The sequence below is a fragment of the Janthinobacterium sp. GMG2 genome, assembly GCF_033949445.1.
In the GTDB taxonomy this organism is placed as follows: Bacteria; Pseudomonadota; Gammaproteobacteria; order Burkholderiales; family Burkholderiaceae_D; genus Janthinobacterium; species Janthinobacterium aestuarii.
Genome location: NZ_JAXAWA010000002.1, coordinates 468,658 through 483,779 on the forward strand (window position 1 = coordinate 468,658; position 15,122 = coordinate 483,779).

Consider the following 15,122-nt stretch of genomic DNA (forward strand, 5'->3'; position numbering starts at 1 on the left):
AGTGGAGAACAAGCTTGGATTCAGTAAGCGGCAATAAAAAAACAGTTTCCGGCGAACCGGCGCGGCCCGTGACCATCGCCCAGGTGGCGCGCGAGGCGGGCGTGTCGAAGACGAGCGTGTCGCGCTTTCTCGGCGGCGAACTCGATGCCCTGTCCGAGAACATCCGCCAGCAGATCACCAGCACCATCGCGCGCCTCGGCTATCAGCCGAACCAGATGGCGCGCGGCCTCAAGCGGGGACGCACGCGTTTGATCGGCATGGTCGTGGCGGACATGCTCAATCCCTACACGGTGGCCGTGCTGCAAGGCGTGGAAGCGGCTTGCCAGCAGCATGGCTATACCTTGATTTTATGTAATACCGGCAATGACGAACAGCGCGAACGCCAGTCGCTTGCCGCGCTGCGCTCGTACAGCGTGGAAGGGCTGATCGTCAACACGCAGGGACGCAATATCGAGTCGTCCGACTTGCAGCAGGCGGGCATGCCCATCGTGCTGGTCGACCGCCGCATCGAGGGCGCCGATTTCGACCTGGTGGGCCTGGACAATGTGCAGGCGGGCCGGCTGGCCACGGCGCACCTGATCGAGCAGGGTTTCGACGCCATCGCCTTCGTTGCGCCGCCCTTGACTGGCGTCAGTTCGCGCCTGATGCGCGCCGACGGTTTCCAGTCCGTGATGGCCGAGCATCCGGGCTGCGTGGGCGAAGTGCTGGCGGTGGACCTGGACGACCGGCCCTCCATCGACGCGCAGGTGCGTCTATGCCTGGCGCAATGGCGCGGCCGCCGGGTGGCGCTGCTGGCCTCGAACGGCATGGTGGCGCTGGAACTGGCGCTGATGCTGCAGCGCCTCGCATTGCGCATGCCGCAGGACGTGGGCTTGCTGGGCTTTGACGAATTGCCATGGTCGCCGCTGGCGGGCCTGAGCACGATCGAGCAGCAGACATACGAGATCGGGTTTTCGGCGATGACGTGCATGCTGTCGCGCCTGCAGGGCGAGCAGTGCCCGCCGCGTGAGGTGCTGTTGCCGGGCAAGCTGATTGTGCGCAACTCCACCCGGGGCGGCGACTGACGGGGAAGAGGGCCTTGCCCTTTTTTTTGGGAAGGTTATGGAACCGGTTTCATAGATTGTATTCAGCCAGGAAAGGGGCATGGATAGACAGGCAGGACAATGGTTGCACGAAGTTGGCATGAAGTTGTAATGACACGGCAAGAGACGATCTGAATCGTCCATTTGACAATATTCCCGGAAGCGCCTCGACGAGGCCGGTACCGGGATCACAGGAGACTGAAGCATGAAGATGACGACACTGTTTTACGCGAAATTCGTGGCCTGCGCGCTGGCAGCAACATGCGCCTTGGGTGCGGCGGCCGACGCCGGCGCCCAGACGCTTGGCGACCTGATCAAGAAAGGCAAGCTGACCATCGGCGTGGTCAGCGGCACGCCGCCGTTTGGCAGCATCGACGCCAAGGGCGTGCCCGTCGGCTATGACGTCGACGTCGCCAACCTGATCGGCAAATACCTGAACCTGCCCGTGGAAATCGTCCCGCTGACGGCGCCGTCGCGCGTGCCGTCGCTGGAATCGGGCAAGGTCGACTTCCTCGTGGCGACCCTGGCGCCCACGCCGGAACGGGCCAAGACCCTGATGTTCACCATGCCCTACAGCGCGTTCGAGCTGGCCATCGTCGCCCCGGTCGGCGGAAAATTCAAGGCCCTGGCCGACTTGAAGGGCAAGAAGGTGGGCGTGACGCGCGGCACCACGAATGACACGGCGCTGAGCCGCATGGCGCCGGCCGGCACCAGCATCGTGCGTTTCGAGGATGACGCCACCGTCACCCAGGCCTTGCTCAGCAAGCAGGTCGACGCTGTCTCGATTCCCAGCACGATGGCGCTCGACATCATCAAGACGCGCGGCGCGGGCAAGATCGAGGTGCGCTTCTCCTACTCGCTGCAACCGAACTCGATGGCCGTGCGCCGCGGCGACTTCGAGCTGCACCAGTGGCTCAACAACTTCATCTACTACGTCAAGCTGAACGGCGAACTCGACGCCATCGCGCGCAAGTGGAGCGGTGCGCCGCTGCCGGCGCTGCCGACCTTCTGATACCGCCACCCGCACAGCGATAGTGCTCGTCCGCACGGCGCGCCGCCATGGTGGCGCGGCCGGGGACGCGCACGTAGAAAGGAGTTGAGTATGCCGTATGAATTTCATTTCGAACTCGTCTTGCAGTCGCTGGACCGCCTGTTGTGGGGCGCGGCGCTGACGGTACGCCTGAGCGCCCTGTCCATGGTGCTGGGGCTGGCGGTGGGCGTGTGCGCCGCCGTCATCCTGAAGAACGGTCCCGCCTATGCCCGCGCGGTGGTGCGCGCCTATGTCGAGATCATCCGCAGCACGCCGTTCCTGGTGCAGCTGTTCATCATCTACTTCGGCTTGCCGTCGCTGGGCTTGCAGCTCGATGCGAACGGCGCCGCGCTCGTCGCCATGACGGTCAACCTGGGCGCCTATGCGGCGGAAATCGTGCGCGCCGGCATCGGCGCCGTGCATCCGTCGCAGCTGGAAGCAGCGCAGGCGCTGGGCATGACGCGCTGGCAGGTGATGCGCCACGTGGTGCTGCTGCCGGCGCTGGAAAAAGTGTATCCGGCGCTGGCCAGCCAGTTCACCCTGATGATGCTGGCATCGAGCGTCGTGTCGGCCATTTCCGCCGAAGAGCTGACTGCCGCCGCGCACCTGCTCGACTCGGAAACCTTCCGCAGCTTTGAGATCTACATCGTTGTGATGGTGCTGTACATCGTGCTGGCCCTGCTGTTCCGCTTCAGCTTCTGGGTGCTGGGCCAGATCGTCTTCAAACGCCGCCGCCGTCTGGGCGCGGTGCGCATGGGAGCATGACATGATCAGTGATTTTTCCTGGGATAACCTGCAATTCCTGCTCGAGGCCACGCGCTGGACCATCGGCCTGTCGCTGATCGTCTTCATCACGGGCGGCATCGCCGGCTTCGCGGTGGCGCTGCTGCGCACGGCGCGCAGCCCCTTCCTGCGCTGCATCAGCGCCCTGTACATCCAGCTGGTCCAGGGCACGCCCGTGCTGATCGTGCTGTTCCTCACCTATTACGGCCTGGCCCTGTTCGGCTACAAGCTGTCGCCGGTCATCGCGGCCGGCGCGGCGATGACGATCTTCGCCAGCGCCTACCTGGGCGAGATCTGGCGCGGCTGCATCGAAGGCGTGCAGCGGCAGCAGTGGGAAGCATCGGCCGCGCTGGCGCTGAACCGCTACCAGCAGCTGCGCTACGTCATCCTGCCGCAGGCGCTGCGCCATTCGCTGCCGCCGACCGTGGGCTTCATGGTGCAGATCATCAAGAACACTTCGATTACTTCGATCATCGGCGTGGTGGAACTGACGCGGGCAGGGCAGCTGGTCAGCAATGCGACCTTCCTGCCGTTCATCGTTTTCCCCATCGTCGCCCTGATCTACTTCGCGATGTGCTATCCGCTGTCGCGCTACAGCCATTCACTGGAAAGGAAATTCCATGCCCATCGTTGAAATCGACAATATCAGCAAGAGCTTCGGCGCCAATCACGTGCTCAAGGGCGTGTCGTTCGCCGTCGAGCGTGGCCAGGTGATCGCCGTGATCGGCCGCAGCGGCTCCGGCAAGAGCACCATGCTGCGCTGTATCAACGGCCTGGAAACCATCGACAGCGGCAGCATCGTCGTGGCCGGCCACACGCTGACGGCGCGCCAGGAACATTTGCTCGACTTGCGCAAGGATGTCGGCATGGTCTTCCAGAGCTACAACCTGTTCCCGCATCTGACCGTGGAAGAAAACGTCATGCTGGCGCCGCGCGTCGTCAAGAAAGTACCCGACGCCCAGGGCCGCGTCACGGCGCTGCGCGTGCTCAAGCAGGTGGGCCTGGACCACAAGCGCGAAGCCTATCCCGAGCAGCTGTCGGGCGGTCAGCAGCAGCGCGTGGCGATCGCCCGGTCGCTGGCGATGGAGCCGCAAGTGATGCTGTTCGACGAAGTGACGTCGGCGCTCGACCCGGAACTGACGCAGGAAGTACTGAAGGTGATGGAAGAGCTGGCGCAGGCGGGCATGACGATGCTCCTGGTGACGCACGAGATGGAGTTCGCGCGGCGCATGGCCGACGTCACCGTCTTCATGCACCAGGGATTGGTGTGGGAAAGCGGGCCGTCGGAAGCCTTTTTCAGCAACCCGCAAACGCCCGAAGCGCGCCAGTTCGTCGGCGCGGGAGCGATCAAGTGAGCCCCGTCCTGGTGGCGGCGTCGGCCTACGGCGCAAGCAGGGTAAGGCAGCTGGGGCAAAGCCATTTCATCGACGTGGTGGCCGATGCGGGCGGTGCAGGCATCGAGATCCGCCGCGAATTGTTCACCTCCGACTTGCCGGACCTGGCGCGCATGGGCGCGGCGGTGGCCGCGCGCGGCCTGTATTGCGTGTATTCCACCCCCATCGAATTGTGGGATGCGGACGGGCAGCTGCAGCAAGAACTGCTGCGGCAGATGCTGGACGAGGCGGCGCGCCTGGGCGCGCGTTACTTGAAGGTGTCGCTGGGCCATTACCCGGCCGTGCCGGACTTGCCGGCCTTGAAGGCGCAGCTGGAGGCCGCACCCGTGGCGCTGCTGGTGGAAAACGACCAGACGGCCCACGGCGGCAAACTGGCGACGATGGCGCGCTTCCTGGCGGCGGCGCGCGACATCGGGCTGCCCGTGGGGCTGACCTTCGACATCGGCAACTGGCGCTGGGTGGGCGAGGACGCGCAGCAGGCGGCGCGCCTGCTGGCGCCGTACGTGCGCTATGTGCATTGCAAGGCGGTTCTCGATGACGGGGGCCGGCTGTCCGCCTGCGCCGTCTCCGACGCCGATCCCGCCTGGCGCGCCGTCTTTGCGCACTTTGCGCCGGGCGTGCAGCGGGCCATCGAATTCCCGCTCGAAGGCGCCGACCTGGTGGCCGAAACGGGTCGCTATATTCAGATACTGGAGGCTGCATGATGAAGCTTGACGTTGTTACCTATGGCGAGGCGATGGCGATGTTCGTTGCCGAGCAAACGGGCGACCTGGCCGCCGTGGCGCACTTTACGCGCCGCCTGGCCGGCGCCGAGACGAATGTCGCCATCGGCCTGGCGCGCCTGGGCTTGAAAGTCGGCTGGCTGAGCCGCGTGGGCGACGACTCGTTCGGCCGCTTCATCCGCGCCAGCGTGCAGGCCGAGGGCGTCGATTGCAGCCGGGTCGTCGCCGTCGCCGGCCAGTCCAGCGGCTTCCTGCTCAAGGAAAAGGCCGAGAACGGCGCCGACCCGCTGGTCGAATACTTCCGCAAGGGTTCCGCCGCCAGCCGGCTGGCGCCCGAGCACTTCGACCCCGCCTATTTCCTGTCCGCGCGCCATTTGCACGCCACGGGCGTGGCCGCGGCGCTGTCCGGGACCAGCCTGGCGTTCGCCGGCCAGGCGCTCGATTTCATGCGTGCCAACGGCCGCACCGTGTCGTTCGATCCTAACCTGCGGCCCTCGCTGTGGCCGTCGCAGGCCGTCATGGTCGAGCAGATCAACCGCCTGGCCGCCAAGGCGGACTGGGTGCTGCCCGGCCTGGGGGAGGGGAAAATCCTCACCGGCCACGACCTGCCGCACGACGTCGCCGGCTTTTATCTGCAGCAGGGCGCGCGCCTGGTGGTCATCAAGCTGGGCGCCGAGGGCGCCTATTACCGCACGGCCGATGGCGACAGCGGCATGGTGGCGGGCGAGCGCGTGGCCAAGGTGGTCGACACGGTGGGCGCCGGCGACGGCTTCGCGGCCGGCCTGGTCAGCGCCTTGCTGGAAGGCTTGCCGCTGGCGCAGGCGGTAGGGCGCGGCAACCGGGTCGGCGCCTTCGCCATCCAGGTGGCCGGCGACATGGAAGGCTTGCCGACCCGCGCCCAGCTCGACGCGCTGGTCCCATCTTGAACCGAACAGGGGAAACACTCGTGAAAAAACATGTGGTTGTCTATAAAAAGCTGGCCGAGCCGCTGCTGGCGCGCCTCCGCGCCGAATGCGAAGTGGCGTACTTCGAAGCGATCGACGCGGGCAACCGCGCCGCATTCGCCGCCGCCATCCGCGGCGCGCACGGCTTGCTGGGCGCCAGCGTGCGCCTGGACCGCGAACTGCTGGACCCGGCCGTCGACCTGCGCATCATTTCCACCATTTCCGTGGGCGTCGACCAGTTCGACGTCGATTACCTGCGCGAACGGGGCATCTTGCTGGCCAATACGCCGGACGTGCTGACGGAAACGACGGCCGACACGATCTTCGCGCTGATCCTCGCCAGCGCGCGGCGCGTCGTCGAACTGGCCGAATTCGTCAAGGCCGGGCGATGGACGCGCAGCGTGGGCGAGAGCCAGTACGGCGTCAACGTCCACGGCAAGACCATCGGCATGCTGGGCATGGGCCGCATCGGCCGCGCCGTCGCCCGCCGCGCCGCGCTGGGCTTCGGCATGCAGGTGCTGTACGTGAATGGCGAGGCGGTGCCCGAGGTGGAAGCGGCCTTGGGCGCGCGCCAGGTCGCGCTCGACGACTTGCTGGCCGGTTCCGATTTCGTCTGCGTGGTGCTGCCGCTGACGGCGCAGACGGAACGCATGATGGGCCGGCGCGAGTTCGCGCTTATGCGCCCCGGCGCCATCTTCATCAACGGTTCGCGCGGGCGCATCGTCGACGAGGCGGCGCTGATCGAGGCGCTGCGGCAGGGCGCCATCCACGGCGCCGGTCTCGACGTGTTCGAGCGTGAACCGCTGGCGCCGGACAATCCGCTGCCGCACATGGCCAACGTGGTGGCACTGCCGCACATCGGCTCGGCCACGCACGAAACGCGCTACGCTATGGCGCAGCAAGCCGTGGACAACCTGCTGGCCGGCTTGCGCGGCGAGCGTCCGCGCCACCTGGTTGGCCAAGAACAGTATCCACAGACAGGGAAAAAATGAAGAACAAGGTAGCAAGGGCAATCATCATCGGCGCGGGCGCTTGCGGCGGCCTGTGTAGCGCGCAGTCGAACGTGACCATGTACGGCATCGCGGACCTGGGCGTGGTGTCCGAGAACGGCGGCCCCGGTGGCAGGGTGCTCAAGCTGACGAGCGGCATCGCCAACGGTTCGCGGCTCGGTTTCAAGGGCAGCGAAGACCTGGCCGGCGGCATGACGGCGATATTTACGTTTGATGCGGGCATCCTGGCCGACACGGGCGCATCTGCCCAGGGCGGCCTGCTGTTCGGACGCCAGGCTTTCGTCGGCTTGAGCGGCGCGGCGGGTACGCTGCGGCTGGGCCGCCAGTACACGTTCATCGACAGCAGCCTGGGAGCGCTGGACCCGTTTTACCTTGGTTTCGCGGGCAGGATAAGCAATGTCTTCACGGCCGGCTACATCAGCCGGGTCGATAACAGCATCACCTACAGCTCGCCCGTGCGCGGGGGACTCTCCGGCGAACTGGCGTACGGCTTCGGCGAAGTGCCGGGCGACGCCTCGGCCAAACGCTACGCGGGCGCGGCGGCCACCTATGCCAGCGGGCCGCTGTATGTGCGCATGGCGCACCAGGACGCGAATACGCTGTCGAACGCGCTGGTGGCGGGCAGGGCGAGGAACACGGTGCTGGGCGCCACCTGGGACTTCGGCGTGGTCAAGGCGCATGGTGCCGTTGCCGTCAGCAAGAGCACGGCGGGCGCCGCCACCACGGTCGACAGCACGGACCTGATGCTGGGCGCCACCGTGCCTGTCGGGCCGCACAGAGTCCTGTTCTCGTACGTGCGGCGCGACGACAGGCGCGCCGCCAACGGCGACGCTACCCAGATCGGCATCGGCTACACCTATGCGCTGTCGAAGCGCAGTACCCTGTACGCGGCCTACGCGCATATCGACAACCGCAACGGCGCCGCCTATGTGGTGGGCAACGCCACCGACAACGGTACCGGCAACCAGGCCTGGAACCTCGGCCTGCGCCACACTTTTTAACGGGAGAATCGAATGAAGAAAACCGGATGGATACTGGTCGGCGCCAGCACCGTGGCGCGCGAATGGATGGTCGACGCGATCCGCCAGCAGGGCGACGCCGAAGTGCTGGCCGTGGTCAGCCGCGATGCCGCGCGCGGCGTCGCCTTTGCCGAGCAATTCGGCATCGCCGCCAGCTATACGGACCTCGATGCGGCGCTCGCGCATCCGGGCGCGGACGCCGTGTACATCAGCACCACCAACGAGCTGCACATGGCGCAGACCTTGCAGGCGGCGCGCGCGGGCAAGCACGTGCTGTGCGAAAAGCCGCTGGCGCTGAACCTGGAAGACGCCCGCCGCATGGTGGACGGCTGCGCCGAAGCGGGCGTGGTGCTGGGGATTAACCACCACTTGCGCAACGCGGCCAGCCACGGCAAGGTGCGCGAGCTGATACGCGCTGGCGAGATCGGCCAGCCTCTGTATGGCCGCGTGCTGCACGCGAACAATCTGCCGCAGCACCTGCGCGGCTGGCGCCTGGACGCGCCTGAGTCGGGCGGCGTCACACTCGACATGTTCGTGCACGATGTCGACACCTTGCGCTTCCTGCTCGACTCTGAACCGCGCCACGTCACGGCCTGCGCCACCAGCGGCGGCATGACGGTGGCCGGGCTGGAAGAGGGCCTGATGGCCGTCATCGAGTTCGACAACGGCGCCCTGGCGCAGGTGCACGACGCGTTCAACGCGCCGCATTCGCTGTCCGGAGTGGAAATCATCGGCACCAAGGGCACCATCTTCGCCACCGGCGTGATGACGCAGCGCCCCGTCGGCACCATCAGCCTGACGCGCGACGGCGGCAGCATCGATATCCCCGTCGAGCATGAAAACCTGTACGTGCGCTCGGTGCGCGCCTTCCAGCGCGCCATGCGCGGCGAAGGACAGCCGGCCGCCACCGGTGACGACGGCATGCGCGCGCTGGCCACGGCATTGGCGGCGCAGCAGGCCAGCCGCAGCCACCAGCGCGTGACCCTGGCCGGCTGACACGGCCGCAGACGTAAAAAAGCCGCCTGATCGCAAAATCAGGCGGCTTTTTATCGGCTTGCGTCCGTGATTACTCTTCGCGGCGTAAATGCGGGAACAGAAGGACGTCGCGGATGTTCGGCGAATCCGTGATGATCATCATCAGGCGGTCGATGCCGATGCCGCAGCCGCCGGCTGGCGGCATGCCGTATTCCAGCGCGCGGATGTAGTCGGCGTCGTAGAACATCGCCTCTTCATCGCCTGCGTCCTTGGCGGCCACTTGTGCCAGGAAGCGGGCCGACTGGTCTTCCGCGTCGTTCAACTCGGAGAAGCCGTTGGCGATTTCGCGGCCCACCATGAACAGCTCGAAGCGTTCGGTGATGCCGGCCACCGTGTCGGACGCGCGCGCCAGTGGCGACACTTCGACCGGGTAGTCGATGATGTAGGTCGGTTCCCACAGCTGTGCTTCAGCCGTTTCTTCGAACAGCGCCAGTTGCAGCGCGCCCAGACCGGCCGTGGCGAACGGCTTGACGCCGAATTTCTTCAGCTCTTCCTTGATGAAGTCCGCATCGTTCAGCTGCTCCGGCGTGTAGCCCGGCGCGTACTTGTTGATCGCTTCGACGATGGTCAGGCGGTGGAACGGTTTTGCCAGGTCCAGCTCGCGGCCGCCGTAGGTCAGGGTGGCGGTGCCGTGCGCATCGATGGCGGCCTGACGGATGACGGCTTCCGTGAAATCCATCAGCCATTTGTAGTCGGTGTAGGCCGCGTAGAATTCCATCATCGTGAATTCAGGGTTGTGACGGATCGACACGCCTTCGTTGCGGAAGTTGCGGTTGATCTCGAACACACGGTCGAAGCCGCCCACGACCAGGCGCTTCAGGTACAGCTCGGGCGCGATACGCAGGAACATCTGCATGTCCAGCGCATTGTGGTGCGTGATGAACGGCTTTGCCGCCGCGCCGCCAGGGATCGTGTGCAGCATCGGCGTTTCCACTTCCATGAACTCGTTCTTTTCCATGAAGCGGCGGATCGACGAGATGGCCGCGGTACGCGCCTTGAAGGTGCGGCGTGTCTCTTCGTTCATGATCAGGTCGACGTAGCGCTGGCGGTACTTCGTTTCCTGGTCGGCCAGGCCGTGGAATTTGTCCGGCAGCGGGCGCAGCGACTTGGTGATCAGACGCAGTTCCGTGACCTTGATGGTCAGCTCGTCCGTCTTGGTCTTGAACAAGGTGCCTTGCACGCCCAGGATATCGCCCAGGTCATAGTGGTGCAGCGCGGCCATGGCCGCTTCGCCGGTCAGGTCCAAGGTGGCGTAGATCTGGATGCGGCCGTCGGCCTTCGGGCCGGAAGCATCTTGCAGGGTGGCGAAAGCGGCTTTCTTGCCCGCTTCGCGCTTGAGCATCATGCGGCCGGCCAGTACCACGGTGACAGGTTCGGCTTCCAGCTCTTCGCGCGTCTTGCTGCCGTATTGCGCGTGCAGATCGGCCGCCTTGTGCTCGGGGCGGAAATCGTTCGGGAAGGCGACGCCTTGTTCGCGCAGTGCTGCCAGCTTGACGCGGCGCTCGGCGATGATCTTGTTTTCATCGGGGGCGGCGGCTTGTTCTTGGATATCCGTAGTCATGGTGTTCTTCGTTGGTGATTATTGATGATGTGGTGCCAGCGCTGGCGCCACGCTGGCAAACAGTGCGTCGACGTCGAGCGAGGAGAAATCCGGCACGATGGCAATGACGTTGTCGAAGGCGGCAAATGCCTCGGCCGGCAGGGTGGTGGTGAGTACCACGACGCGCATGCCGGCACGGCGCGCCGCTTCCACGCCCAGTGGTGCGTCTTCAAAGACGATGCAGTTGTGCGGCAGCGCGCCGGCCAGCAGCGCGCCTTTCAGGAAAACGTCCGGGTGCGGCTTGCCCCGTTCCACGTCGGCGGCGCCGACGATGGCGTCGAAGCGGTGGCGCAGGTCCAGGCCGTCGAGCGTGAACGCGATGTTCTCGGCCGGCGCGGCCGTGCCGACCACCAGCCCCACGCCAGCCTGGCGCGCGCTGGCGATCAGCCGGTCGAAACCGGCGACTGTCGCCAGGTGCGGACCATACAGTTCGCGGTAGACGACTTCCTTTTCAGCCAGCAGGGTAACGTGGTCGGCATCTTCGCCCAGGTACTTGGCGATGATTTCGTGGCCTTGCCGTCCTGCCGTGTCGCGGAAAAAGGCGTCCGCATCCAGCGCATGGCCGTGGCGTTCAAAGAACGCCAGCCACGATGTCGTGTGGAAGGCCATGTTGTCGACGATCGTGCCATCCATGTCGAACAGGAAGGCGCGCTGCGCTGGAGCGGGTGCGTTCATCCTTATACGCCTTGCTTGAGCGAGGCGGAAATGAAGTCGTCGATGTCGCCATCGAGCACGCCCTTGGTATTGCCCGTCTCGAAACCGGTGCGCAAGTCCTTGATGCGGGACTGGTCCAGCACGTAGGAGCGGATCTGGTGACCCCAGCCCACGTCCGTCTTCGAGTCTTCCAGCTTTTGCTGTTCGCTCATGCGCTTGCGCAGTTCATGCTCGTACAGCTTCGCTTTCAGCATTTCCATCGCTTCGGCGCGGTTGCGGTGCTGCGAACGGTCGTTCTGACACTGCACCACGATGCCGGTCGGCGCATGGGTCATGCGGACAGCGGAGTCGGTCTTGTTGATGTGCTGACCGCCGGCGCCCGACGCGCGGTAGGTATCGACGCGGATGTCGGCCGGGTTGACGTCGATCTCGATCGAATCGTCGACTTCCGGATACACGAACAGCGACGTAAACGAGGTGTGGCGGCCGTTGGCCGAGTCGAATGGCGACTTGCGCACCAGGCGGTGCACGCCTGTTTCCGTGCGCAGGAAGCCGTAGGCGTGATCGCCCTCGACCTTCAGGGTGGCCGTCTTGATGCCGGCTACCTCGCCGTCGGACTGTTCGAGGATTTCGACCTTGAAGCCCTTGCGTTCGCAATAGCGCAGGTACTGGCGCAGCAGCATCGAAGCCCAGTCCTGGGCTTCCGTACCGCCGGCGCCGGCCTGGATGTCGATGAAGCAGTTGTTCGGGTCCATCGGATTGTTGAACATCCGGCGGAATTCCATGCTTTCGATGACCTTGCGGATTTCCTGCACGTCCTGCTCGATCGCTTCGAGCGTGTCGTCGTCGCCTTCTTCGCGGGCCATGTCGAACAGGTCGCGGGTGTCGCGCAGATCGGCATCGGCCTTGGCCAGGGTGAAGACGATGGCTTCCAGCGCCTTCTTCTCTTTACCGAGGTCCTGGGCGCGCTTGGGATCGTTCCAGACGGTAGGATCTTCCAGTTCTTCGTTGACTTGCTCTAGTTTCTCCGACTTGACAGTGAAGTCAAAGATACCTCCGAAGTTCGGCTTCGCGGACCGTCAGGTCGTTGAGCAGGGCGGAGATGATATTGATGCGTTCGGCTTCCATAATGTTCTGGTCTTCTATGGTGAAATCAAACCCTGAATTATACGCGAGCGCGGCGCGTTTCTGATGCCGGGGGCGCCGAATCGATGCCGCATACGGCAATAAAATCGTCATTTCGCTGTATTTGCGACAATATTTTTGCCTTGATAGGGGCTGCCGTGCTGCGTATGATGCTGGCGATATTGTCTTTCCACAGGAATACATCATGCTTCAATCTCCCCGTCTTGCCCTGTTACCGTTGCTGCTGGCCGGCTGCGGCGCCTTGCCGCCCGCCGCCACCGGTCCGGTCCAGCCATCGGCCGCGCCGGCCGGCAGCAGCGCCACCCTGGCCCTGCTCGAGACGACGGACTTGCACGCGAATGTTCTTAGTTATGATTACTACAAGCTGCAGGCGGAGCCGTCGATCGGCCTGGAACGCACGGCGGCCCTGATCGCCCAAGCGCGCGCGCAGTTCCCGAACAACCTTTTGCTCGACAACGGCGACACCATCCAGGGCACGGCGCTGGCCGACTATCAGGCATTGGTAAAACCGCTGGCCTGCGACCAGACCCTGGCCATCTACAAGGCGATGAACTTGCTGAAAGTGGACGGCGGCGGCATCGGCAACCACGAATTCAACTACGGCCTGGCGTTCCTGAGCCAGGTGACGGGCAACCGCTTCGACGTCGACAGCGTCGACGCCAGCAAACCGCGCTGCGCCGGCCCCGCGTTCCCGCAAGTGCTGGCCAACGTCTACAGCGTCAAGACGGGTAAACCCCTGTTTGCGCCATACCACATCATCGACAAGCAGATCACGGCCACCGGCCCCGATGGCAAGGCCATCACCAGCACCGTGAAGGTCGGCATCATCAGCTTTGCGCCGCCCACCATCATGGCCTGGGACAAGCGCTGGCTCGAAGGTCGCGTCTATACGCAGGGCGTGCGCGAGACGGCGGAAAAATTCATCCCCGAGATGCGCGCCAAGGGCGCCGAACTGGTGGTGGCGATCTCGCACGGCGGCCTCGATGACAGCCCGTATTCGCCGACCATGGAAAACGGTAATTACTACCTGTCGCAAGTGCCGGGCGTGGACGCCATGCTGATCGGCCATTCGCACCAGCTGTTCCCGAACGCGGCCAGCACGGTGCCGCAGTTTAATTTGCCCGGCGTCGACAAGGTCAAGGGCATGGTCAATGGCGTGCCCACCGTAATGGCCAATTTGTGGGGCAAGCACCTGGGCGTGATCGGTCTCGCGCTGCGTCACGACGGCAAGCAGTGGGTCGTCGACAAGAGCGCCACCACGGTGGAAGCGCGCGGCATCCAGAACGAGGACAAGAGTTATGTGGCCCCCGATCCCGCCATCGCCAAGCTGGTGGCCGAGGAACACGCGGCGACGATTGCCTACGTGCAGACGCCCGTGGGCGCGACGGATTTCCGCATGTCGACGTATTTTGCCGACGTGGGCGACGTGAGCGCCATCGAAGTGGTGAATCAGGCGCAAGCGGGCTATCTGGCCGCGTATGTGAAGGCGAACTTACCGCAGTTTGCGCACTTGCCCGTGCTGTCGATGTCGTCGCCGTTCAAGAGCGGCTCGGCCGGCGTGTCCGACTACACGGACGTCAAGGCGGGCAATGTGGCGCTCAATAATGCGGCCGATCTGTATTTGTATCCGAACGCGCTGTACGGCGTGAAGATGAATGGCGCGGACCTGAAAGCCTGGCTGGAACAGTCGGCGCAGCGTTTCAATACCATCGACCCGAACAAGCTGGACGCGCAGGAACTGGTCAATACGGCCCATCCGAGCTACAACTTCGACGCGATCACGAGCGCCGACGTGCGCTACCAGATCGACGTCACGCAAAAGCCCGGCCAGCGCATCAAGGGCCTCAGCTACAAGGGCAAACCGGTGGACGCCAGCCAGGAATTTTTGATCGCGACGAATAACTACCGCGCCAGCGGCGGCGGCAACTTCCCCGGCCTCGATGGCAGCAAGACGGTGGTGGCCTCGCCCGACAACAACCGTGAGCTCCTGATCGCTTACGTCACGCAGCAGAAAAACCTGACACGCGCGAAAAACGGCTCGGCGCGCAGCTGGCGCTTCGCCAAGGCCGCCACGAAAGGCCCCGTGGTCTTCCGCTCGGCGCCGAACGTGATCGACCTGGCGAAAGCGGCCGGCATCGACAACGTCACTCAGCTGAAGGCTGACGACGGCGCTGGCAAGGGCTTTGCGCTGTACCAGCTCGACCTGTCGAAATGATGCTGGCAAACTTGCTGCTGGCCGCCGCGTTGGCGTCGCCCGTTGTGGCCGCGCCCGATGTCACGGCCCGGGCCAAGGTCTTGATGCGCGCGGGAGAATCGACCCAGCCGCAGGCACGCGCCCTGTTCGAGCAGGCCGCGGGGCAGGGCAGCGGCCCGGCCGCATACTACCTGGGCCTGATGCACAAGAACGGCATGGGCGGCCCGCAGGACGGCGCCGCCGCGCTGCGCTGGCTGGAACTGGCCGCGCAACGCGGCGTGGCGCCAGCCATGTTCATCGTGGCGAACATGCTGCTCGATAGCGATGAAGCCAGGGCGCGTTACTGGCTCGACGCCGCCTGCGGCCTCGACTACCCGGAAGCGCTGCAGCAGAAATCCGTGGCCCTGGCCGAGGGGCAGATGGGTTATGCGCACAACGAGGAGCAGTCGTTCCTGTATCTGAAGATGGCGACGCATGCGATGGGGCATCGGGCTGGCGAGCCCTGAGAG

Annotated in this window: 16 protein-coding genes; 12 read left to right on the forward strand and 4 right to left on the reverse strand. The window is 65.0% G+C overall.

The genetic code is table 11. The features are described from left to right. Positions 1-14 precede the first annotated feature (14 nt). The 10 genes from SKZ59_RS08140 (at position 15) to SKZ59_RS08185 (ending at position 8,980) form a co-directional block, all read left to right on the forward strand. On the forward strand, positions 15-1,064 hold the full coding sequence (locus tag SKZ59_RS08140) for a LacI family DNA-binding transcriptional regulator (RefSeq protein ID WP_051991647.1): 1,050 nt from the start codon (positions 15-17) through the stop codon (positions 1,062-1,064). 223 nt (positions 1,065-1,287) lie between these two features. Next, entirely contained in the window at positions 1,288-2,094 is an 807-nt protein-coding gene (locus tag SKZ59_RS08145) for a transporter substrate-binding domain-containing protein (protein ID WP_034755383.1), read from the forward strand. A gap of 90 nt (positions 2,095-2,184) precedes the next feature. After that, entirely contained in the window at positions 2,185-2,877 is a 693-nt protein-coding gene (locus SKZ59_RS08150; protein WP_034755385.1) for an amino acid ABC transporter permease, read from the forward strand. Position 2,878: 1 nt separating this feature from the next. Then, complete coding sequence (locus SKZ59_RS08155) at positions 2,879-3,529, forward strand: amino acid ABC transporter permease (RefSeq protein WP_319991349.1); 651 nt, start codon at positions 2,879-2,881, stop codon at positions 3,527-3,529. Continuing rightward, complete coding sequence (locus SKZ59_RS08160; protein ID WP_319991350.1) at positions 3,516-4,250, forward strand: amino acid ABC transporter ATP-binding protein; 735 nt, start codon at positions 3,516-3,518, stop codon at positions 4,248-4,250. The genes SKZ59_RS08155 and SKZ59_RS08160 overlap by 14 nt, the downstream gene beginning before the upstream one ends. Beyond that, a complete protein-coding gene (locus SKZ59_RS08165) occupies positions 4,247-4,993 on the forward strand; it encodes a sugar phosphate isomerase/epimerase (RefSeq protein ID WP_319991351.1) in 747 nt (248 codons plus the stop codon). The genes SKZ59_RS08160 and SKZ59_RS08165 overlap by 4 nt, the downstream gene beginning before the upstream one ends. Next, positions 4,990-5,937 carry a sugar kinase gene (locus tag SKZ59_RS08170; RefSeq protein WP_319991352.1) on the forward strand — a complete coding sequence of 316 codons (948 nt, stop codon included), beginning with the start codon at positions 4,990-4,992 and terminating at the stop codon, positions 5,935-5,937. Before SKZ59_RS08165 ends, SKZ59_RS08170 begins: the two co-directional genes overlap by 4 nt. Before the next feature lie 20 nt (positions 5,938-5,957). Continuing rightward, entirely contained in the window at positions 5,958-6,947 is a 990-nt protein-coding gene (locus SKZ59_RS08175) for a D-glycerate dehydrogenase (RefSeq protein WP_319991353.1), read from the forward strand. Beyond that, the gene (locus tag SKZ59_RS08180) at positions 6,944-7,966 is read left to right on the forward strand and encodes a porin (protein WP_319991354.1); all 1,023 of its coding nucleotides are present in this window, start codon (positions 6,944-6,946) and stop codon (positions 7,964-7,966) included. Before SKZ59_RS08175 ends, SKZ59_RS08180 begins: the two co-directional genes overlap by 4 nt. Positions 7,967-7,978: 12 nt before the next feature. Further along, positions 7,979-8,980, forward strand: a complete 1,002-nt coding sequence (locus tag SKZ59_RS08185) for a Gfo/Idh/MocA family oxidoreductase (protein ID WP_319991355.1) — start codon at positions 7,979-7,981, stop codon at positions 8,978-8,980. Between the two features lie 70 nt (positions 8,981-9,050). On the opposite strand, the gene lysS is transcribed toward SKZ59_RS08185, so the two are convergent. From lysS to SKZ59_RS08205, 4 genes are all read right to left on the reverse strand, one after another. After that, entirely contained in the window at positions 9,051-10,580 is a 1,530-nt protein-coding gene (gene lysS / locus SKZ59_RS08190) for a lysine--tRNA ligase (protein ID WP_058049906.1), read from the reverse strand. Between the two features lie 18 nt (positions 10,581-10,598). Further along, positions 10,599-11,294 (reverse strand): HAD family phosphatase, encoded by a 696-nt coding sequence (locus SKZ59_RS08195; protein WP_319991356.1) that lies wholly within the window; start codon positions 11,292-11,294, stop codon positions 10,599-10,601. A 2-nt stretch (positions 11,295-11,296) separates the two neighbouring features. After that, a protein-coding gene (gene prfB, locus SKZ59_RS08200; RefSeq protein WP_115057524.1) for a peptide chain release factor 2 occupies positions 11,297-12,401 on the reverse strand; the annotation gives its coding sequence in 2 pieces (ribosomal slippage) (positions 11,297-12,319 and positions 12,321-12,401; 1,104 coding nt in all). Continuing rightward, positions 12,318-12,512 carry a hypothetical protein gene (locus SKZ59_RS08205; protein ID WP_319991902.1) on the reverse strand — a complete coding sequence of 65 codons (195 nt, stop codon included), beginning with the start codon at positions 12,510-12,512 and terminating at the stop codon, positions 12,318-12,320. The genes prfB and SKZ59_RS08205 overlap by 84 nt, the downstream gene beginning before the upstream one ends. Before the next feature lie 91 nt (positions 12,513-12,603). Between SKZ59_RS08205 and SKZ59_RS08210 the strand changes: the two genes are divergently transcribed. Together SKZ59_RS08210 and SKZ59_RS08215 are read left to right on the forward strand one after the other, a co-directional pair. Further along, positions 12,604-14,634, forward strand: coding sequence for a bifunctional 2',3'-cyclic-nucleotide 2'-phosphodiesterase/3'-nucleotidase (locus SKZ59_RS08210; protein WP_319991357.1), 2,031 nt, complete (start codon positions 12,604-12,606; stop codon positions 14,632-14,634). Continuing rightward, positions 14,631-15,119: a hypothetical protein gene (locus SKZ59_RS08215; RefSeq protein ID WP_319991358.1), complete on the forward strand. Its 489-nt coding sequence runs from the start codon at positions 14,631-14,633 to the stop codon at positions 15,117-15,119. The genes SKZ59_RS08210 and SKZ59_RS08215 overlap by 4 nt, the downstream gene beginning before the upstream one ends. Positions 15,120-15,122: the final 3 nt, after the last annotated feature.